Origin of the sequence: Intestinibaculum porci (assembly GCF_003925875.1) — a bacterium.
Classification (GTDB): Bacteria; Bacillota_I; Bacilli_A; order Erysipelotrichales; family Coprobacillaceae; genus Intestinibaculum; species Intestinibaculum porci.
Genome location: NZ_AP019309.1, coordinates 2,746,827 through 2,768,581, shown reverse-complemented (window position 1 = coordinate 2,768,581; position 21,755 = coordinate 2,746,827). Strand labels below are relative to the sequence as shown.

Annotated in this window: 19 protein-coding genes and 1 pseudogene; 17 read left to right on the top strand and 3 right to left on the bottom strand. The window is 40.2% G+C overall.

The features are described from left to right. Positions 1 to 8 precede the first annotated feature (8 nt). From SG0102_RS13250 to SG0102_RS13205, 10 genes are all read left to right on the top strand, one after another. On the top strand, positions 9 to 833 hold the full coding sequence (locus SG0102_RS13250; protein WP_125120373.1) for a mechanosensitive ion channel family protein: 825 nt from the start codon (positions 9 to 11) through the stop codon (positions 831 to 833). A 314-nt stretch (positions 834 to 1,147) separates the two neighbouring features. After that, positions 1,148 to 2,782 (top strand): peptide ABC transporter substrate-binding protein, encoded by a 1,635-nt coding sequence (locus SG0102_RS13245; RefSeq protein WP_125120372.1) that lies wholly within the window; start codon positions 1,148 to 1,150, stop codon positions 2,780 to 2,782. 107 nt (positions 2,783 to 2,889) lie between these two features. After that, positions 2,890 to 3,834, top strand: coding sequence for an ABC transporter permease (locus SG0102_RS13240; protein ID WP_125120371.1), 945 nt, complete (start codon positions 2,890 to 2,892; stop codon positions 3,832 to 3,834). 3 nt (positions 3,835 to 3,837) lie between these two features. Beyond that, complete coding sequence (locus tag SG0102_RS13235) at positions 3,838 to 4,764, top strand: ABC transporter permease (protein ID WP_125120370.1); 927 nt, start codon at positions 3,838 to 3,840, stop codon at positions 4,762 to 4,764. Positions 4,765 to 4,766: 2 nt separating this feature from the next. After that, positions 4,767 to 5,858: an ABC transporter ATP-binding protein gene (locus SG0102_RS13230; RefSeq protein ID WP_125120369.1), complete on the top strand. Its 1,092-nt coding sequence runs from the start codon at positions 4,767 to 4,769 to the stop codon at positions 5,856 to 5,858. Next, positions 5,851 to 6,795: an ABC transporter ATP-binding protein gene (locus SG0102_RS13225; protein WP_125120368.1), complete on the top strand. Its 945-nt coding sequence runs from the start codon at positions 5,851 to 5,853 to the stop codon at positions 6,793 to 6,795. Before SG0102_RS13230 ends, SG0102_RS13225 begins: the two co-directional genes overlap by 8 nt. Before the next feature lie 367 nt (positions 6,796 to 7,162). Further along, positions 7,163 to 8,161: a PTS sugar transporter subunit IIB gene (locus SG0102_RS13220; RefSeq protein WP_125120367.1), complete on the top strand. Its 999-nt coding sequence runs from the start codon at positions 7,163 to 7,165 to the stop codon at positions 8,159 to 8,161. Between the two features lie 19 nt (positions 8,162 to 8,180). Continuing rightward, positions 8,181 to 8,999 (top strand): PTS mannose/fructose/sorbose transporter subunit IIC, encoded by an 819-nt coding sequence (locus SG0102_RS13215; protein WP_125120366.1) that lies wholly within the window; start codon positions 8,181 to 8,183, stop codon positions 8,997 to 8,999. A 20-nt stretch (positions 9,000 to 9,019) separates the two neighbouring features. Next, positions 9,020 to 9,934 (top strand): PTS system mannose/fructose/sorbose family transporter subunit IID, encoded by a 915-nt coding sequence (locus tag SG0102_RS13210; RefSeq protein WP_125120365.1) that lies wholly within the window; start codon positions 9,020 to 9,022, stop codon positions 9,932 to 9,934. Positions 9,935 to 9,951: 17 nt separating this feature from the next. Continuing rightward, entirely contained in the window at positions 9,952 to 10,323 is a 372-nt protein-coding gene (locus SG0102_RS13205; protein WP_125120364.1) for a DUF956 family protein, read from the top strand. Positions 10,324 to 10,454: 131 nt separating this feature from the next. Here the strand turns inward: SG0102_RS13205 and SG0102_RS13200 are convergent, their stop codons facing one another. Next, on the bottom strand, positions 10,455 to 11,399 hold the full coding sequence (locus tag SG0102_RS13200; RefSeq protein ID WP_125120363.1) for a hypothetical protein: 945 nt from the start codon (positions 11,397 to 11,399) through the stop codon (positions 10,455 to 10,457). A 115-nt stretch (positions 11,400 to 11,514) separates the two neighbouring features. Further along, the gene (locus SG0102_RS13195; RefSeq protein ID WP_125120362.1) at positions 11,515 to 12,111 is read right to left on the bottom strand and encodes a LexA family protein; all 597 of its coding nucleotides are present in this window, start codon (positions 12,109 to 12,111) and stop codon (positions 11,515 to 11,517) included. Between the two features lie 136 nt (positions 12,112 to 12,247). Here SG0102_RS13195 and SG0102_RS13190 point away from each other — a divergent pair, with 136 nt between their 5' ends. Next, the gene (locus tag SG0102_RS13190) at positions 12,248 to 13,480 is read left to right on the top strand and encodes a Y-family DNA polymerase (protein ID WP_231999808.1); all 1,233 of its coding nucleotides are present in this window, start codon (positions 12,248 to 12,250) and stop codon (positions 13,478 to 13,480) included. Next, on the top strand, positions 13,477 to 13,698 hold the full coding sequence (locus SG0102_RS13185) for a hypothetical protein (protein ID WP_125120360.1): 222 nt from the start codon (positions 13,477 to 13,479) through the stop codon (positions 13,696 to 13,698). Before SG0102_RS13190 ends, SG0102_RS13185 begins: the two co-directional genes overlap by 4 nt. A 9-nt stretch (positions 13,699 to 13,707) precedes the next feature. Here SG0102_RS13185 and SG0102_RS13180 read toward each other — a convergent pair whose 3' ends face one another. Continuing rightward, a complete protein-coding gene (locus SG0102_RS13180; RefSeq protein ID WP_125120359.1) occupies positions 13,708 to 14,940 on the bottom strand; it encodes an AI-2E family transporter in 1,233 nt (410 codons plus the stop codon). 135 nt (positions 14,941 to 15,075) lie between these two features. Here SG0102_RS13180 and SG0102_RS13175 point away from each other — a divergent pair, with 135 nt between their 5' ends. The 5 genes and pseudogenes from SG0102_RS13175 (at position 15,076) to SG0102_RS13155 (ending at position 21,722) form a co-directional block, all read left to right on the top strand. Beyond that, complete coding sequence (locus SG0102_RS13175) at positions 15,076 to 15,720, top strand: hypothetical protein (protein ID WP_125120358.1); 645 nt, start codon at positions 15,076 to 15,078, stop codon at positions 15,718 to 15,720. 47 nt (positions 15,721 to 15,767) lie between these two features. Next, positions 15,768 to 16,757 (top strand): nucleoid-associated protein, encoded by a 990-nt coding sequence (locus tag SG0102_RS13170; protein WP_125120357.1) that lies wholly within the window; start codon positions 15,768 to 15,770, stop codon positions 16,755 to 16,757. Between the two features lie 84 nt (positions 16,758 to 16,841). Beyond that, a pseudogene (glgB, locus tag SG0102_RS13165) lies at positions 16,842 to 18,701 on the top strand (1,4-alpha-glucan branching protein GlgB); the annotation flags it as partial. A 346-nt stretch (positions 18,702 to 19,047) separates the two neighbouring features. Next, a complete protein-coding gene (locus SG0102_RS13160; RefSeq protein WP_125120356.1) occupies positions 19,048 to 21,444 on the top strand; it encodes a glycogen/starch/alpha-glucan phosphorylase in 2,397 nt (798 codons plus the stop codon). Between the two features lie 2 nt (positions 21,445 to 21,446). Then, complete coding sequence (locus SG0102_RS13155; protein WP_125120355.1) at positions 21,447 to 21,722, top strand: DUF1292 domain-containing protein; 276 nt, start codon at positions 21,447 to 21,449, stop codon at positions 21,720 to 21,722. Positions 21,723 to 21,755: the final 33 nt, after the last annotated feature.

Below are 21,755 nucleotides of genomic sequence, written 5' to 3'. Positions count from 1 at the left end.
TGATAATAATGAATAAAAGTCTAACAATAACAGAAAAATTTATCGAGAGTCTTTTTGATAACCTGATTCATTTAGGACAGGCCTTATTAATTATCCTGATCGGTTATATTATTTCAAAGGTTGTTTCTAAATTTATTATGCGGGCGATCCAAAAATCGAATCGTGATGAAATTATCCTTAATTTCTTTCACACCTGCTTACGCGTCGGCTTTGGTATTGTCGTGGCGATGATGGCCTTATCGCAGCTGGGGGTCAATGTGACATCTTTATTAGCTGTTTTCACAACCGTATCCGCGGCCATCGCCTTGGCGTTAAAAGATACCTTGGCCGAAATTGTCGATGGCATGAAGATTATGTTCTCTCGTCCGTTTGTGAAAGGGGACGTCATTGAAGTAGATGGGGTCACCGGCAAGATCCAGGAAATCTCTCTGCTTTATACTTTCTTATTAACTTTGGATAATAAGCGGATTGTCATTCCTAACTCCACAATGGCCAATTCGCGTTTGATCAATTATTCGAGCGAACCGTATCGCCGCGTCGACTTAACGTTTGATGTCGGCTATGACTGCAGTATTGATCATGTCAAAGACGTCATTCACGATGTCGTTATCTCGAATCCGCTTTGTGCCCGCGAGCAGGAACCCTTTGTCCGTTTAACGGAATATAAGGATTCTTCAATTACGTTCAGCTTAAGAGCCTGGACCAAAACGGAGAACTATGAGGAATTTAAATTTAATATTGTCGAAGAGATCAAAAAGAAATTTGATGAAGAAGGCATCGATATTCCGTATCCACAGCTCGATGTCCATATCAAAGACCATCTGGATGCATAAAACTGATAAAAAATTATCAGTTTTTTATTTTCCAAAATGATAAAAAAGCCAGCAAAAATGAATAAAAGACGAAAAATAGGGATAAAATCAAGTTAATTAAGAACAATATATTACAATGAGAAGAAATTATCTTGTATAAAGTGACGGATGTAAACGCTTCTAAAATTGTGAAATCCACAAAGAATACATAGCTTCTTAGTAAAAAACACAAAAATTATTGGATAACGATTTGACTTCCGCTTATGTATGGAGTATATTGAATACAAGGTTAGAAAAAACCGACGGTAATAATTTCATAACGGAGGGGATAATTTATGAACACCGCAAAAAAAGTTGTGGCACTGACATTGAGCGCAGCTATGCTCGCTGGATGTGGCAGTTCAAGCAGTAGTGCTACGAAAACATTCAACTTTGCTGCCGACACGGATATTTCTTCATTGGATTCCACGGTAGCGACCGATGGTACTTCATTTGACGCCATCCATGCTTTTACAGATGGTTTGGAAATTGTCAATGAGAAAGGACAGACAGCACCTGGTATCGCTAAGTCTTATGATGTTTCGAAAGATAAGAAGACTTATACATTCCATTTAAGAGATACGAACTGGGTTGATTACTCTGGCAAGAAGTATGCGAAAGTAACGGCGAATGACTTTGTTTATTCTTGGCAGAGAATCATTAAAAATGCTGGCGAATATGCTTATATGTTAGGCTCAGGAGGCGCTAACTTAGTGAACGCTGATAAGCTTATTGCCAAAGGTGCGAAAGCTTCTAAAGCTGAATTAAATACTTTAGGCGTTAAAGCAAAAGATGATCAGACATTAGTTGTGACCTTAGCTTCACCAGTCCCATTCTTCATTGGTCTGATGACATTTGCCTGCTACTATCCAATTAATGAAAAATTCGCTGAATCAAAGGGCAAACAGTATGCAGCTAACTACAAGAACGTTTTAACAAACGGCGCATTCCGTATGACCGCTTGGACAAAGGGTAAATCTTGTGATTTCACGAAGAACACTTCTTACTGGGATAAGTCAGTTGTCAAACTTGATGGGATGAAATGGCAGTTAGCTGTTGATCCTAAATCAGCGGCCGCTTCCTTCGATGCTGGTAACTTAGACTATGCACCATTAACATCATCATTAGTTGATAAGTATAAAAACAACAAAGCGTTCTATACATATCAGGATGGTTTCTTACATTATTTAATGCCAAACCTTAAAAATAAAGCTTTAGCGAACAAAAATATTAGAAAAGGTTTATCTTTAGCCTTGAATCGTGAAGAATTATGTTCTAAAATCTTGAAGGATGGCTCAACTGAATCAAATGGGTTCGTTCCTAAGGGATTATCTAAATCACCAAAAGGTGTAGATTTCCGTGCTGACGTCAAAGAAGATTATACTAAGTATGATCTGAAAGAAGCTCAGAAAGCATTCAATAAAGGCTTAAAAGAATTAGGCAAGAAGTCTATTGAATTATCTATTCTTTATGGTACTGATGAAATCGCAATGAAAGATATTGCTGTCTTCACTCAGTCATGCTGGTCTAAATTAAAAGGCTTAAAACTGAACATGGTTGCAACTGTTAAACAGGACCGTGTCAATACCCGTGAACCAAAAGGTGAATTCGATATTTCAGTAACACGCTGGGGTCCTGACTATGCTGATCCAACAACTTACTTAAATATCTGTACAACAGGTAACTCATTCAACCGTGGTAAATGGTCTAATAAAGAATATGACAAGCTTTGCGAAAAGATTCGTACGGAATCTAATTTAACAAAACGCTGGGATATGATGAAGAAAGCTGAAAAGATCTTAATGGAAGACTATGGCGAAATTCCACTTTTCGATAAAGGTGGCTGCGCATTAAAGTCTACGAAGGTTAAAGGCTTAGTTCACATGTCTGCTGGTGTTCCTTACACATTTGCATTCATTGATATGAAATAAATAAGGTTTTTAAAATAGTAAGTCGAAACACATTATAGCACTGCTATAATGTGTTTCTTATTTATATACGACTTATAAATTTCTTGGTAAGGAAAGGAAGGAAGACTATGGATAAATCCATGTTAAAGTATATCGGGAAACGTCTGTTGATTTCAGCTGTGACGTTATTCGTTATACTCACTGTCTTGTTCTTAATGACAAGATTAATGCCAGGTTCTCCTTTTAACTCAGAAAAGCTATCCAAAGCACAGATGAAAGTTGTCGAAGCCAAGTATGGCCTCGATAAGCCTGTCTTTGTGCAGTATTTGAGTTATTTGAAGAACATGGTAACAGGAGACTTCGGGGTTTCCTACGTCCTGTATAAAGACCAGAATGTTTCTTCACTGGTTTTTGATGCAGCTAAAATCTCATTCGCTTATGGTATTGCAGCGACCGCTTTAGGGACTGTTGTCGGGATGATTCTCGGCATCATCGCCGCGTTAAACCGTAATACCATCTGGGACACAATTGCCACAATTATCTCAGTATTAGGTGTTTCAATCCCTTCATTCGTATTCGCATTATTAATGCTAATGTTATTTGGTGTCAAATTAAGAGTCCTGCCAACAATGTTTGATGAATCGGATCCGATTATATCATCCATTATGCCGGTCATCGCCCTCAACTTATCCGTTGTGGCGAACGTTGCGCGTTTTACGCGTACTGAAATGATTACTGTTTTAGGCAGTGAATACATGACATTAGCTCAGGCGAAAGGGTTAGACCGTCGCACGCTGATTATGCGTCATGCGCTGCGTAATGCGCTGATTCCAGTTATTACGGTCTTAGGTCCAATCTTAGTCAACTTAATGACTGGGACATTAGTTGTGGAACAGATCTGCTCTGTTCCAGGGTTAGGGAAGTTATTAATTAACTCCATTCGTTCTAATGACTACAACATTATTATGGCATGTTCGTTCTTATATGCGTTCATGTATATCATTATGATGTTAGTGATCGACGTCTCTTATGGTCTGATTGACCCTAGAATTCGTTTAGGAAAGGGGGACTAATCGATGGATGACTATAAATTTCAGCCGGATGATTTTGAATTAATCGGCGATAAACAGAATATCATGATCGATGAGGTAGAACCTGCCCGTCCTTTATGGAAAGATATCTTAGCCCGTTTCTTTGAAAACAAAGGGGCGGTTATCGGGGTAATCCTGATTATCTTAATTACTTTAATGGCGATCTTTGCGCCAATCTTCTCTAAATACACTTATGATGGGGTAGATACAGCGAATATCAACTTAGCACCAAGTGCTGCCCATTTGTTTGGAACGGACTCATTTGGTCGTGATTTATGGGCTCGTCTTTGGACTGGTACCCGTATTTCTTTATTCATTGCCGTAGTGGCCGTTGTGATCGACGTCGTTGTCGGGATGACTTATGGGTTAATCTCTGGTTACTTTGGCGGAATGGTCGATGCGATCTTACAGCGTATCCAGGAAATCATTAACTCCATTCCAACATTAGTTATCTTAACAATCTTATTAACGGTCATGAAACCTTCTTTAACAACCGTTATCTTAGCCTTAATCTTTACCGAATGGATTCCAATGTCACGTATTACCCGTGCCCAGGTTTTAAAGGTTAAGGAAGATGAATATGTTTTAGCATCCCGTACCTTAGGGGCAAGTGATATGTTCTTAATCTTTAAAGAAATCTTACCAAACATCTTTGGTCAGCTGATCATCATGTCGATGATGACCGTGCCAAATGCGATCTTCTACGAAGCTTACTTGGCTTTCGTCGGCTTAGGTTTAACTGTTCCAAGAGCATCTTTAGGGACATTAATCAATGATGGTTTTGATTATTTCTTAGTCTATCCATATCAGATGCTGATTCCATCAATTGTCTTAGCAGTCTTAATGTTAAGCTTCAACTTATTTGGTGATGGGCTCCGTGATGCCCTTGATCCAACTATGAAGGAGATGTAATTATGGCCAAAAAAGAAAAAATTCTTGAAATTAATGACTTAAATATCTCTTTCAAAACTGAAGGAAAGAAGTTAAAAGCCATCCGTGGCGTTAACTTTGACTTATATGAAGGAGAAACGATTGCCATCGTTGGGGAATCTGGTTCAGGAAAATCCGTTACAACGAAAGCCGTTATGGGTATCTTAGCGAAAAACGGAACGATTGATTCAGGGGAAATTCTCTATACCTGGCATGATGAAAAAACGGGTGAACCACATACTGTGGACATCTGCAAATTAACAGAAAAGGAAATCCAGAGAGAAATTCGTGGTCGTAAGATTGCGATGGTCTTCCAGGATCCAATGACATCATTAAACCCAACCATGACAATTGGTAAACAGATCATGGAACCAATGATCTATCATTACCATACGCCAAAGGAAGAAGCATGGAAACGTGCGGTACAGTTATTAGATGAAGTTGGGATTGTCAATCCGGAAGCCCGCATGAAGGAATATCCACATCAGTTATCAGGCGGGATGAGACAGCGTGTCGTTATCGCGATTGCTTTAGCCTGCGATCCTTACGTTCTCATCTGTGATGAACCAACAACGGCTTTGGATGTCACTATCCAGGCGCAGATCCTCGAATTAATTCAGGACTTACAGAAGAAAAAGAATATTTCTGTTATCTACATTACCCATGACTTAGGCGTTGTCGCGAAAGTTGCTGACTTCGTCAACGTTATGTATGCTGGTAAAATTATTGAAAAAGGGACCATTGATGAAATCTTCTATGATCCTCGTCACCCTTATACATGGGGGCTTCTCTCAGCGATGCCGGACTTAGACACCGATGATGATGAATTATATACAATTCCAGGGACGCCGCCAAACTTAACCCATGAAGTGCAGGGGGATGCCTTTGCCCCACGTAATAAATACGCTTTGAACATTGATAAGCGTCTTGAACCGCCAATGTTCTCGGTGCCTGGCAGTAAGACTCATAAGGTCGCATCGTGGTTAATGGATCCACGGGCGCCAAAAATTGATATGCCAGAATCATTACGCAGGAGAATTGATAAAATGAAGAAAGAAGGTGCTGCTCATGAATAAAGGTGAAACAATTCTTGAAGTCAAAGATTTGAAGCAGTACTTCAAAGTCTCACGTAAATTGACTGTCAAAGCCGTGGATGGTATTTCCTTTGATATCAAAGCTGGTGAAACCTATGGTCTGGTTGGGGAATCAGGTTCTGGAAAATCAACGACTGGTCGTTCAATTATCCGTCTGTATGAACCAACGGGCGGTCATATCATTTTCGAAGGACAGGATATTTCCGGCCATATGAGTAAACAGGCGATCAGTACTTTACGTACTAAGATGGCGATGATCTTCCAGGATCCAATGGCCTGCTTAAACCCACGTAAAAAAGTTATTGATATCGTTGCTCAGGGGTTAGATATCCATCATGCTTATTCTTCAATCGAAGAAAGAAATGAAAAAGTGTATAAGATGTTAGAGATGGTCGGTTTATCAAGAGAACATGCCAACCGTTATCCACATCAGTTCTCTGGTGGTCAGCGTCAGCGTATCGGGATTGCTCGTGCCCTGATTATGCAGCCGGATTTAATCATTGCCGATGAAGCGATTTCGGCCTTAGACGTTTCCATTCAGGCCCAGGTTGTCAACCTGATGAAGAAAATGCAGAAGGAAACGGGAGCAGCTTATTTATTCATCGCCCATGACTTATCAATGGTTAAATATTTCTCTGATCGTATCGGGGTTCTCCATTTAGGCCACTTAGTGGAAACAGGCACATCTGAAGAAATCTTCGCTAATCCATTACATCCATATACTAAATCTCTGCTTTCAGCTATTCCACATCCTAATCCAAGAGTGGAAAAGACGAGAAAGTCATTCACTTATGACTATGCGACAAGCGGTCTGGACTATACGAAAGGCAAACAGCAGAAGGTCACTGATACCCATTTTGTCTTAGCGACAGATGAAGAATTTGAAACGTTTAAGAAAAATGCAGGAAAACCATATTAATTTTAGTAAAAACCGGTAGTTTTACCGGTTTTTTCATGTCTTGGAAATAATATGCATGAAATATCATTAAAATAGAATGAAAGATATCAATATATTAAAATGAGACATTTTATGTAACATATAATTCAAATTCAGTTCATTTTCATAAGGTATGATAATGGATTTTTACAATTTTTCGCAATATTACATCTGTCATATGACGAATGTCAATATATTTATGTGACAAATGTTGTGACACAATAAAACCCATATTTTATTGAACAAATTATGAAAATGGTTACAATAGGAATTGCGAATTCGTTTACATTAACTTTTTTTGAAGCTCTGACGAGAGTTGTATTAAAAAATAATAAAAAGGAGAAATTTTATGGTAGGAATTGTCATTGCCAGCCATGGAAAATTTGCAGAAGGCATTTTCCAGTCTGGATCAATGATCTTTGGGGATCAGGCCGATGTTAAGCCTGTAACACTGTTACCTAGCGAAGGTCCAGAAGACATCCGTAAAAAGATGGAAGAAGCAATTGCCACTTTCTCACAGCAGGATGAAATTCTATTCTTAATCGACCTTTGGAGTGGAACACCATTCAACCAGGCCAGCGCATTAATCGATGGTCATGAAGGTCACTGGGTTGTTGTTACTGGTTTAAATTTACCAATGCTCATTGAATCATATGCATTACGTCTTGGCACTGAAAGCGCTGCAGACATTGCGTCTCATGTTGCAAAGACATCTAGAGAAGGTATCAGAATTTTACCAGAAACAATTAAAGTTGAAGGTGAAGATGAAGCGGCTAAACCAGCTGCTCAGGATGCTGCACCACGTGGTGCAATTCCTGAAGGAACAGTCATCGGTGATGGCCATATTAAATATGTTTTAGCTCGTATCGATACGCGTTTATTACATGGTCAGGTCGCAACGGCTTGGACCAAAGCAACACAGCCAAATCGTATCATCGCTGTTTCTGATAACGTCGCAAAAGATAAGTTACGTAAACAGATGATCGAACAGGCTGCGCCACCAGGGGTTCGCGCGCACGTCGTTCCAATCGACAAAATGTGTAAAGTCGATAAGGATACGCGTTTTGGTAATACGAAAGCCTTATTGTTATTCGAAAACCCTGAAGATGCTTTAGCAGCTGTTAAGGGCGGCGTCCAGATTAAAGAAATCAACTTAGGTTCAATTGCGGCCAGCGAAGGCAAAGTTGTTTGTACAAAAGCCGTTGCAATGGATCAGAATGACGTCAAAGCGTTAGAAGAATTAACAAAATTAGGTATTAAGATTAAAGTGCAGAAAGTCCCAGGAGATCCTGTTGAAGACTTCAATGCAATTATGAAAAAAGCCAAAACAGAATTACATATGAATTAATCAGGAGGAAATTTATAATATGAACGCTATTAACATTATCCTGGTTATTGTCGTAGCATTCTTAGCTGGTATGGAAGGGATCCTTGATGAATTCGAATTCCATCAGCCAATTGTTGCTTGTACATTAATCGGGTTAGTTACTGGCCATTTAACTGAAGGAATCATGCTTGGTGGTTCTTTACAGATGATGGCATTAGGCTGGGCCAACATCGGTGCAGCCGTTGCACCAGATGCTGCCTTAGCATCCGTTGCATCTGCAATTATCATGGTTTTAGCTTTAAACGGTGGTTCTCACGTTAATACTAAAGATGCCATCTCTGCATCAATCGCTGTAGCCGTTCCACTTTCAGTAGCCGGCTTATTCTTAACTATGTTATGTCGTACAATCGCTATCCCTATGGTTCATGCGATGGACAGATGTGCTGAAAAAGGTGACTTTAAAGGCATCGAAGTATGGCAGATCTTAGCCATTTGCTTACAGGGTATTCGTATTGCCATCCCTGCAGCTGCATTATGTGTCGTTCCAGCTAAAGCTGTAACAAGCGCATTAAATGCAATGCCTGCCTGGTTAACAGGTGGTATGACTGTCGGCGGTGGTATGGTTGCTGCCGTAGGTTATGCAATGGTTATCAACATGATGGCAAACAAAGAAGTATGGCCATTCTTTATCTTAGGTTTCGTTTTAGCTGCAATTTCTGAATTAACATTAATCGCTTTAGGTTTAATTGGTATCTCTTTAGCCCTGATTTACTTAGGATTAAAAGAAGAAGCTAAAAAAGGCGGAGGAAACGGCGGCGGAAGCGGCGATCCTCTTGGCGATATCTTAAATGACTATTAATACTGAAGGAGGAAAAACAAATGGCTGAAATTAAGTTATCAAAACATGACCGTTTTTCGGTATGTTGGCGTCATCAGTTCCTTCAGGGGTCATGGAACTATGAACGTATGCAGAATGGTGGTTGGTGTTATTCAATCATCCCTGCAATCAAGAAATTATATACAAACAAAGAAGACCAGGTTGCCGCTTTAAAGAGACATCTGGAATTCTATAACACACATCCTTATGTATCAGCGCCAGTTATGGGTGTAACCTTAGCTCTTGAAGAAGAAAGAGCTAATGGTGCGGCAATCGATGACCAGGCTATTCAGGGTGTTAAAGTCGGGATGATGGGCCCACTTGCTGGTGTCGGTGACCCAGTATTCTGGTTTACTGCTCGTCCTATCATTGGTGCCTTAGGTGCATCATTAGCAATGTCTGGATCTATCGTTGGTCCATTACTATTCTTCATTGTATGGAACGTTATGCGTTTCGCATTCTTATGGTATACTCAGGAATTTGGTTACCGTGTAGGTACTCAGATCACCAATGACTTATCTGGTGGTCTTCTTGGTAAAATCACTTCTGGTGCAACCATCTTAGGTATGTTCATCATCGGTGCCTTAGTAGAACGCTGGGTATCAATCAGCTTCACACCTGTTGTCTCAACTGTTCAGCAGCAGAAAGGTGCTTATATCGAATGGGATAAATTACCAAAAGGTGCAGCTGGTATTAAATCAGCCTTAGAACAGTACTCTTCATTAGGTGCAACTGGTTTAAATCAGGCTAAAGTGACAACTTTACAGGGTAACTTAGATCAGTTAATTCCTGGTTTAGCAGCTGTCTTATTAACTTTATTAATCTGTAAATTATTAAAGAAGGGTATCTCACCAATCGCTATCATCATCGGTTTATTCGTTGTTGGTATCATCGGACGAGTTTGCAACTTCATGTAATCTAAAGGAGAAATATTATGGCACAATCATTAAATACAAAGGTTGATTTCACAATTGCGGCTTCTTCTCACCGCGGTCTTGGGACAACGGGGAAAGTGATGGTCGGGGATCATGCCTTTGAATATTATAATGATAAGAACGTCGAAGATTATATTCAGATTCCTTGGGAAGAAGTTGATTATATTTCCGCTTCAGTCCTCTTTGGAAAATGGATCAATCGCTTTGCGATCTTTACCAAGCGTAATGGGTCTTTTACCTTCAGTGCTCCCGATAACAAGCAGTTATTAAGAGCGGTGCGTAAGTATGTGCCAGAAGAGCGAATGTATAAATCGCTCAATTTCTTCCAGGTGATTGGTCGCGGTCTTAAAGCGATCTTCATCAGAAAATAAAGTTTAAAGGGTGTCTTCGGGCACCCTTTTAGTTTTATAAGAGGCGATCATTTCTTCATGGGTGATCGCTTTTTGTGCTTATAAATTGCTGAGGTTTTCAATTCAAATAAAAATAGTACCCGCAATGGGTACTATAAAGTCTTCATGATATCCTGTAATTGCTTTTTGACAACTTCGATGAAGTACTGATCATCTGATTCTAATGGTTTTAACAAGTCGAACATCATGAATCCGGATAAAGCTGCTTCATCAGGTTTAATTGCTGCAAAATATTTAAACTTCTTTAACAGTTTGCGATAGAAGAGGGCAAACTTTTGCACATTATCTAAAGGAATAAAGTTCTCTAAAGAAGAGAAAGTAATAATGATATCAAATAATTCGTTATAGAAGGTATCTTCCTCGATGACTTCAGGGAAGTAAACGGTATGCGCTAAAGGGGCTGGATCATAGGAATCATGAATCTGATAAGAAATCGTAAAGCCTTCTAATGGATTTAAAACGTCCTCCATATCAGAAAGTTTTTTCTCTTCCCCATTCATAACGATCTTCGTATGGTCCTGATCGTCCACGCTAAGTCGCACGACGCCGCTTTCATCATCAGCGTTATTGGCTATTAACTGGGCCATCTTTTCTTTAAGGGTTTGATAAGCCTGAAGACGTGCCTGATCCTGATCTTCTTTGGTATCTGCATCAAAGATATTAAACGCATAAGAGGTTTCATAATGCGTCAAATGATCAGTTGATGTTGGATAGATTTCTAGAGCGCGATAATAATAGCGCTTGCCGCCAGCAATATCGCGTGTAAACTGCATCAGGCCAAAGAAATGACTTTCTTCACCTTTCTTGATTACAAACTTAGGCACAAAGTCCGGTAAAGTCTGTCCTTTTTCATCCACATATTGTAATTCATTACGAGCCTTTTCAATCGTTACTTTCGCTGGTGCTTTAACTTCTTTTAAGTAAGCACCGTTGATCCGATCAAAACAACTAGCGCAGACCTGAGCTTCCAGGGCGTAATCATCAAGATGGATCTTTTTTGTGGCATCGACTTCACGGCCGCATAACTCACATTTCATGAAAATATCACCTACCATATTCTTTTCTTTTCCTTATTGTAATGGACGCAATTTATGAATGCAATGAGAATAGACAAGATTTTGAAATGGTAAGGGTTACATATTCAAAAAATAGCTAAAAGACGGTTTTAACGTAAACGAGACGGCCAATAATCTGAACTGGGAGCGTTGCTGCTTCTTCAGCGGAGAAGTAACGCGCGCTCACCTGTGGGTTGGCGGCTTCAAGAATGATCATGTCTTCTTTTTTGATCACGCGCTTGATGGTCACTTCTTCACCGCCAATTAAACAGACGGCAATTGTCCCGCTTGGGACATCCGAACAGGATTTGATATAGGCGAGGGAACCATCCATAATACCTTCACCAATCATCGAATCACCAGTCACTTGTAAAAAGTAATCACCTTGACGATTTTCCGCGGCTGTCACGTCTTCGTAGCCTAAATAGTTTTCTTCCGCATATAAGTTATAGCCAGCCTTTACATAGCCGAGAATCGGTTTTTTAAATTCGATCACCTGACCATTTAAGACGGCTTCCACATCATAGCCAAGGGCCTGGGAAAGCTTTTGCAGGGTTTCACTCTGCAGTTTTTTGACATCACCATTTAACCATTTATGGATCGTGGATTTGGTGACGCCAAGACGTCTGGCCATTTCTGAGTTATTGATTTGCTGTTCTTCTTTATACTGTTGAATGAATTCTTTTAATTCCATACTATCACCTAACAATAATATAGCATATTATGATACAAATAAAAAGGAAGAAAGCGGATGATATATGCGAAAGTTTCTAAAGAGGTTGTATTAGGAAACTTTATCTCTATAATGGGGAATGAAGGGAGTGATTGAGATGCGATTTATTGTCCATAGTGACATTAATCATTGTTATGCGCAGATTGAGGAGATGATGCATCCTGATTTAAAAGCGGTGCCGATGGCTGTCGGCGGACATGAAGAATTACGTCATGGCATTATTCTTGCGAAAAATGATTTGGCGAAAGCTAGCGGCGTGAAAACAGCGATGAGTTTGCGGGAGGCGCGGCAGGTTTGTCCGGATTTACTCATTATTCTGCCACATTATGACGATTACATCTATTATACGACCAAGGTGAAAGATATTTATCGACAGTACACTGATGCCGTCGAAAGTTTTGGTTTAGATGAAGCATGGATTGATTTGACGCATTCGCAAGCGCTGTTTGGCGATCCGGTGATGATCGCTCAAACGATTCAAAAGCGCGTCTATGAAGAATGCGGCATCAATGTCTCAATGGGTGTTTCTTATAATAAGATCTTTGCGAAGATGGGCTCTGATCTTCATAAAAAGCGCGGCTTTGATGTGATTATGCCAGATAACTATCAAAAGATCATCTGGCCTTTACCAATTGAAGATCTTTTCTATGTTGGCGTGCGGACGGCGCCGAAACTGCGAGCCCGGGGAATTGGCACGGTGGGCGATTTGGCCACCATGCCCAAAGGGATCATTAAAAGCTTTTTAGGTAAGATGGGGGAATACCTCTGGTATTTTGCTAATGGCTATGATGAAAGCGAAGTCCAGCCGCTTTATGAAGGCATGAAATCGGTTGGCAATGGGATTACCACCTGTAAGGATATGAACGGCCTCAATGATTTAAAAATCGTGCTTACGATTCTTTGTGAAAGCGTCGCTACTCGCCTGAAGCAGGCTGGCTTAAAAGGAGCGGTCGTACGGATCGGCTTACGCGGCAGTAATTTACGTTATTTCTCGCGTCAGCGTAAGTTAGAGCGGGCAACCAATGTCAGTTATGAAATTCTTGATATGGCGATGACACTAGTGAAAGAAAATATCCGTGATGGTATCTTTCGCTCCGTTAATGTGACGGTATCTTCGTTAAAGAAAGATGACGGAGTGGAACAGTTATCGCTGTTTGATGATCTGGAAAAACATGACTGCCATAAGCAGTTAGATCAGACCATTGATGCGATTCGTGAGCGTTTTGGCTATCATGCCATTGGTAAGGCGATCGTCTTAGAAGATCAGGAATTAGCTGACTTTAATCCCTTAGAAGAAAATGTCATTCATCCGGTGGGGTATCTGAAATGAGAAGTGCAATCGATGTGGTTATTGTGACAAATAAAGAAGGACTTATGCGACCATTAATTATTATCTGGGAAGAGTATGGGGTGAAAACAAAGCATTGGATCAAGCGTATTGTACAAAAGCGTCCCTGCGCGGAAGGGATGCTTTATGACTGTTTTTGTGAAGGCCAGCTCATGCGTCTTTATTATAAACAGGGCTGCTGGCAAATAGAAAAGATCTAGCGCCCTGCGCTAGATCAGATTACTTGTTTTATTGCCGTCTTCATCGGTTTTGGCGATATGTTCTCGGGTGACATAAATGCCTCGGCGATACAGGGAAATATTGATCAGACGAGAGAGCGTGGCGTAAAGCAAGGCGGTGATCGGGACGCCGGCCACGACGCCGAAGATGCCCCAAAGGTTGCCAAAGAAGGTAATGCCGATCAAGACATAGAGACCGCTGATGCCGACTTTCTTGCCGACGATACGCGGGTAGACGACGTTGCCTTCGAACTGCTGGGTGATGACGAAGAGCACAATAAATAAGAAGATATCCTTAGAATCTGCGGCCGCCACTAAGACGGTGCCGATACAAAGGGTCAAGAATGAGCCAAACATCGGAATAAATGAGAACAGGAACGCGCAGACGGCGATCAGTTCCGCAAAGGGAAAGTGAAAGACTTTGGTCATAATGTAGATTTCGGTCATAAAGACGGTCGCTTCTAATACCTGACCGGTGATAAAGCTATTGAAATAATGTGAGCCTTCTTCGCAGATTTCGAGAATCTGTACGGCGCGATCAGCGCCAAAGAAGTAACATAGCACTTTTCTAAACTGGGTGATATGTTTCTCTTTATTGAAAAGCAGGTAAACGGCCATAAAGAAGGCTGTGATCGTAGTGACGGTGGTACCGGAAATGGAATTGACGACGCTTGCTGTCGAGGCGTTGTCATCACTCGTCACAAAGTTGCCTAATGTGGACAAAATGGTATTTAAATTGACGGAATCAAAGAAGTTGTTGACATCGCTGGTCGTATAAGTCTTCTTGAGATGAAACGTACGCGTCATTTTGTTGAGCCAGTTGGCTAAACGGACGGCATAATCATTCAGGTTGGAGAAGATCATCGAGATGCTGTCTCCGATACGTGGGACAATGATGCTGGTAAAGAGAACGATAATCAAAACAAAGACGGCGAGCGTTGAGAAGATCGCGACAACGCGCTTGGTATCTTTTTTGAAATTGAAAAGCTTAATCTTTTTGCCGAGGCGGTCGAATAAATGTTCAAAGCCGCGCATCGGAATATTTAATAAAAAGGCGATCACTAAGGCGATATAGAAAGGGGTCGCGAGGGAGGCGACACTTAACAGCCAGTCTAAGACGTTATTGAGGTGAAAGACGATATAGGCGAAGATGATCGCAAAGATAATATAAAAGAGGAATTGATCCTTCCGGGGATTAATTCTTTTTCTTTTAGGTTCACTCATAAAAGTCACATCCTTTATTCTTATTTTAACATAACTGCACTGCGTTTTTTTAGAAATCCACAAGATTGGAAAATCAATTGATAGTTGCTAAGCGGGGCACATTTCGCTAGAATAGGGCTGAAAGGGGCGAAAGCGATGGCACGGATTTTACCACGGCATACGACAATTTTATATAACCTTCTCTTAGTGGGAACGATTCTCGTGACAGGGTTTAATCAGCTGCCGAAAAATGCCATGAAAACGGAGAAGATTTCCGCTAAGGATTTTTCTTATGAGGTCTTAACCCAGGATGCAGCTTTATGCGCTTATGGCCATATTGCGACGCATGATTCGTCCGCTTTTGAGAAAACGCAGATTATTTTGGATGCCGATGACCGGGTGGCTGGTTATTCATTAACGAATGCACAGAGTTTTACAAAATATGTCAAATATACCGGGGCGCATAAAAATGATCTGATCGGTTCTCAGGTCGCTAGTAAAGTCGCCTATTCTTTTTTATTGACCGGCGATGTCATCGCCGTGACGAATAAAAAAACGAATCAGGTGGTAAGGAAGATCGATAATGCCCGTATCACCTATTTACGGATTCCTTATATTGTTTCAGAGGATGGCAATAGTGTAACCTTTATGAATCAGGTGAAGGAGAAACGCACCGTTTCTTATTCGGTTTTTAAAGATGCATTATCGAATTTGAGTATTCGAACATCGATTCTGATTCGCCGCTCGAGTGAAGGCATTGATAAGAAGTCATCGGTGACTTCTCGCTTAAGTGAAGAATAGGTTTTTAATAAGAAATGTGCTATAATGCCCTGGAAGGAGGGGACGATGTGAATACTATTGTTATTAATAAAATTCTTGTTCACATGATTGATTTTGAACATCGGAAAATTCATTTATCAGATGAATTTGCGACGCTCAATGATACAACCCAGGATTATTATCAGAAAAAAGTAGAAAAGGGTTTAAACTCTAATCAAATCAAACAGGTCGTTGTGGGCTCGATGCATGAAATGATGCTCAGAGCTAATCAGATGATTGAAAACGATGAAAAGTTTAAAGAGCAGGCTAAAGAAGTTACTGAGAAGTTCTTTAAATTAGGCAGCGTGATCGAAGGCATGCCAAACTGCATGGTTTTGCATGTAGATTGTTATAAAGACGGAGATCGCGTTGTGGCAGCGTTAAAACTGAATTATAAATTTGTACCGGTATCGGTGCTGGATCCGGATAATGTCCGCATTTCCCGCGCGCAGACATTGCCAGGCATCGGCGCGCCAGTCGATGAAGCGATTATCGTGAATATCGATCGTCACAGTCTCTATTTAATTGAAAAGAAATATGCCATTGATGGGAAATTAGATACGTATTTAAATACGCAATGGATCAAAGGCGAAGAGAAATTAACGGATCGTCAGAAGGTCAGTGCGATGACCAAAGTGGTCAAAAAAGCGGAAGCCAATTATTCGGTGAAAGATAGTCAGGCGATTGCCCTGATGAAACAGCAGCTGAATCAGAAGGTTATGCATCAGGAAGTGATCAAACCGATTGAAATTGTTCAGCAGGTGTTAGCGAGCAATGACCAGGCGGCTGAAGAATCCAAAGAAAACCTCAAAAATTTAGGGGTGGATAGTGAGGATACAATTAACGCGAATACGTTAACGAGTGCCATTGAAAAATGTAAAATCACGACAGATACCGATATGAGTGTGACAGTGAGTGTCGAAGACTATGTGAATAAGAATAATATTGAAATTCGCGAAAACACTGATGGAACGAGCGATATTATCTTAAGTCATATTAATGAAATAAATGTAAGATAAAACAATTTTTGAAAGCGGTTTGAAAATTAATGGAAATATTTCCCGGATCCTGTATAATAAGTATATATGATGGAGGAAATATGTATGTTAGATGATTTCTTGATTAAATTATATCATGAAGGAAACTGTCTTGAAGCTTATAAGCTTTTCGGTGCACATCCCGAAACAGTGGATAATATCGATGGTGTGCGTTTTACTGTCTATGCACCTAACGCTCGCTCTGTGCAGGTGATTGGTGATTTCAACAACTGGGACGGTCACAATGATTATATGGAACGTCATTACAATGGCGGGATCTGGACCAAATGGATTCCTCATGTAAAAGATTTCCAAATGTATAAATATCGTATTGAGAAGGCTGATGGCGGCATGATTGAAAAAGCCGATCCTTATGCTTTCTTTAGTGAAATCCGTCCTGGTACGGCTTCTAAGGTTTATGACTTACGCGGCTTCCCATGGACTGATGGGGACTGGATGAAAAAGCGTACGAAAAACTTTGATCGTAAGATGACGATTTATGAAGCGAACTTAGGATCATGGAAATTAAAGAAGCCATTTACGGATACGGAAGACGGCACATTCTATTCTTATGAGGAATTATCGGAAATGATTATTCCATATGCGAAAGAAAATGGGTTCACGCACTTAGAATTAATGCCATTAAATGAATTCCCATTTGATGGCTCATGGGGTTATCAGGCAACTGGTTACTTCAGTGCAACGTCGCGTTATGGTAATCCAAAACAGCTGATGCATTTTATTGATGAATGTCATAAAAACGGCATCGGGGTTATTATGGATATGGTATTAGCGCATTTCGTTAAAGATGCGCACGGCTTACATCAGTTTGATGGCGGCTGGGTTTATGAATATGCTGATGTCAATCGCCGTTATTCAGAATGGGATTCTGTTTATTTTGATGCCGGGAAAGAAGAAGTTCGCTCATTCTTAATGTCAGCGGTCCATTTCTGGGCTGAAGAATTCCATATTGATGGGATCCGTTTTGATGCGGTATCCAATATGTTATACTGGAAAGGTAACAAGTTTATCGGCGAAAACGATGGCGCAATCGAATTACTCAAACGTATGAATAAACGTATGAATGAGGAATATCCAGGCGTTATGCTGATCGCTGAAGATAGTACCGACTTCCCATTTGTGACAAAACCAGTGGATGAAGGCGGTGTTGGTTTCGACTATAAATGGGATATGGGCTGGATGAACGATACCCTTCGCTATTTCAAAGAAGATCCTGTTTATCGTCAGTATGACCATAACCTTTTAACGTTCTCCATGATGTACTTCTACTCAGAACGTTTCATTCTGCCATTCTCACACGATGAAGTGGTTCATGGCAAAGCAACGATTCTGAATAAGATGTGGGGCTTAAATGATGATAAGTTTGCCCAGGCCAAAGCATTATATACATATATGTTTACACATCCTGGCAAGAAGTTAAACTTCATGGGCAATGAACTTGGCGAATACAAGGAATGGGATGAAAAGAAAGCGTTAGGCTGGGAAATCCTGAAATATCCACAGCATGATTCCTTCCACCATTTCTTCGCTGATTTAAATAAGCTTTATGATGAACATCCAGCATTATGGAAGCTTGATTATGATCCGGAAGGATTTGAATGGTTAGTTGTCGATGATAACCAGCAGTCAGTCTTTGCATATGCAAGACATGATCCAGATGGTGACTGTATCGTTGTTGTCCTCAACTTCATTGGCAATAAACATGAAGGCTATACGATTCCGGTTCCATTTAAGGGCACGTATACAGAAATCATGAACACAGATGAAGGTAAGTATACAGGAAGTAACTTCCTGAATACCAAACCAATCAAATCAGTTGATGGCACTTGTCTGAATCAGGATCAGTCTATTACTGTGAAATTAGCACCATTTAGTGCTTGCGTCTTCAGTTATAAGGGAAAAGAAACCTTAGCAACGAGAAAAGCAAAACGTGAAGCGGCTGCAAAGGCTGCCCAAAAGGCAAAAGAAGAAGCTGAAAAACCAGCTGAAAAACCAGCTGAAAAAACAGCAAAAGCGCCAGCTAAGAAAGCGGCAGCGAAAAAAGCAGCGTCCAAAACAAAGGCTGCGCCAAAAGCAAAAGCGGAAAGTAAAACAGTAAGTAAGACAGAAACGAAAAAGGCACCATCAAAGACGTCTAAAGCGACAACGAAGACAACACGCAAGACTGCCACGAAGACAGCAGCCAAGACGTCAAGAAAAACGAGCACGCAGAAAAAAGCTGCGGCTGACAAAAAGTAATCGGGGGTAAAAAATGTTTAAAACTAAGGAAGAATTTAAATACGAGTTCTCTAAACGAATTATTGAATCGTATGGTCGTACTGTTGAAGAATCACACATTACAGAAAAATTCATGGTTCTTGAAACAATGGTACGTGATTATGCCAGTGTCAACTGGGCAATGACCAAAATGGCCATTCAGCAGAAATCAAAGAAACAGCTTCATTATTTCTCAATGGAATTCTTAATTGGTCGTTTACTGGTTAACAACATGATGAATCTGGGTATTTATGATATTGCGAAGGAAGGTTTAGCTGACTTCGGTATCAATATTCATGAACTGGAAGAATTAGAAGCAGATGCTGGTTTAGGGAATGGCGGTTTAGGTCGTTTAGCAGCTTGTTTTATGGATTCTTTAGCCTCATTATCTTATCCTGCATTCGGTCATACTATTCGTTATGACTATGGCTTTTTCAAACAGAAAATTGAAGACGGCTATCAGGTCGAAGTACCAGATCAGTGGCTTCATTTAGGTTATCAGTGGGAAGTACGTAAACCAAAACATTCCTGCGACGTAAAATTCTGGGGGAAAGTCATCTGGGATGATAATGAACAAAAATGGAAACATGTTGATGCGGAAGCAGTCCGCGCAGTTCCATATGATGTACCAGTGGTTGGTAATGATACCATCATTACAAATACATTAAGATTATGGAAGGCTGAACCTTCTGAAAATATTCCTTCTAATAAGGATTTCCAGCAGTATGCGAACGAAGTGAATCAGATCTGTCAGACCTTATATCCTGATGATTCAACATTAGCAGGACGTATTTTAAGATTAAAACAGCAGTATTTCTTTGTGGCTGCCGGCTTAAATTCTATTATCCGTGCACACTTAAGAGTGTATCCAGACTTAACGAATTTTGCAGATAAAAATGTTATTCAGTTAAATGATACGCATCCTGTATTAGTTATTCCTGAATTAATGCGTATCTTTATGGATGAATATGACATGGGCTGGGATGAATCATGGGAAATCGTAAAACATACTTGTGCCTATACGAACCATACGATCTTAGCGGAAGCCTTAGAAAAATGGCCAATCGATGTCATGAGAGACTTATTACCACGTATTTATCAGATTATCGAAGAAATCGATCGTCGTTTCGTTGGCTTCGTTAAGATGAAAACTGATGGTGATGAAGAAATCCTAAGAAAAGTACGTATTCTGAAAGATGGTCAGGTGCATATGGCAAACTTAGCCATTGCAGGTTCATTCTCTGTCAATGGGGTTGCAGCATTACATACTGAAATCTTAAAGACACGTGAAATGAAAGAATTCAATGACTTATTCCCAGGTAAGTTCAACAACAAGACAAACGGTGTTACACATCGTCGCTGGCTGGCTTACTCTAACCCTGAATTAACCGCGTTATTACACGAAACAATTGGGGATGACTGGATTAAGGAACCTGATTTATTATCAAACTTAAATAAATATGTCAACGATTCTATCGTTCAGGCTAAATTCTATAACGTAAAACAGCAGAGAAAACAGGTTTTAGCAGACTATATCAAAGAACACAATGGTGTCGAAGTTGATGTCAATTCTATCTTTGATATCCAGGTTAAGAGATTACATGCTTATAAACGTCAGTTATTAAATATCATGCATGTCATCTACTTATATCAGGAAATGAAAGCTAACCCAGATTTCCGTATCTATCCACATACCTTTATCTTTGGCGCCAAAGCTGCACCTTCTTACTACTTCGCTAAGAAAGTTATTAAATTAATCAACTCTGTCGCTGATGTCGTAAATAACGACCGTGATACGAATGCTTATCTGAAAGTTGTATTCTTAGAAAACTATGGTGTTACTTTAGCTGAAAAGATTATGCCAGCTGCCGATGTCTCAGAACAGATCTCAACTGCTGGTAAAGAAGCATCAGGTACTGGTAACATGAAGTTCATGATGAACGGTGCTGTTACTTTAGGAACAATGGATGGTGCTAACGTTGAAATGTATGAACGCTTAGGTGATGACAATATCGTGATCTTCGGTTTAAAAGATCATGAAGTCGAAGACTTAAAACGTTCTAATACATACTCTGCTTGGAATTATTACAACAATGATCCTAAGATCAAGAAAGTCGTTGATTCTTTAACTGACGGGACATTCCATCAGTCAAGAGAAGAATTCAAATTAATCTTTGATGAATTAATGTCTAAGAATGATGAATACTTCTTATTAGCTGACTTTGAATCTTACCGTGAAGCTCAGGCCAAGATCAATGAATTATATCAGGATCGTCAGAAATGGTCAGCAATGTGCTTAAAGAACATTGCGGAATCAGGCTACTTCTCAAGTGACCGTACTATTGAAGAATATGTCAATGATATCTGGCACTTAGAAAAGGTTAAACACTAAACGTGGATGAAGATTTAAAAATCACTCTTGAAGATGAGGAAGGGGTCTTACATGACTACTTCCTCGTCTATAGTTTTGATCATCCTGAGCTTGATCGACACTATACCATCTATACCGATTACATCCCAGACGAAGAAAATAACATTTCTTATTATGCGATGTATCATGATGGTGATGAGGAAGAAGGCCTCCAGCATGCCGTGGAAGAAGATACCGATTGGGATTTTGTGAATTCGGTTTTAGAAGCCTTTTTAGGAGAAGATGATGATTTCGAATAAGTCACGATAATTCGTGGCTTTTTTTGTATTACA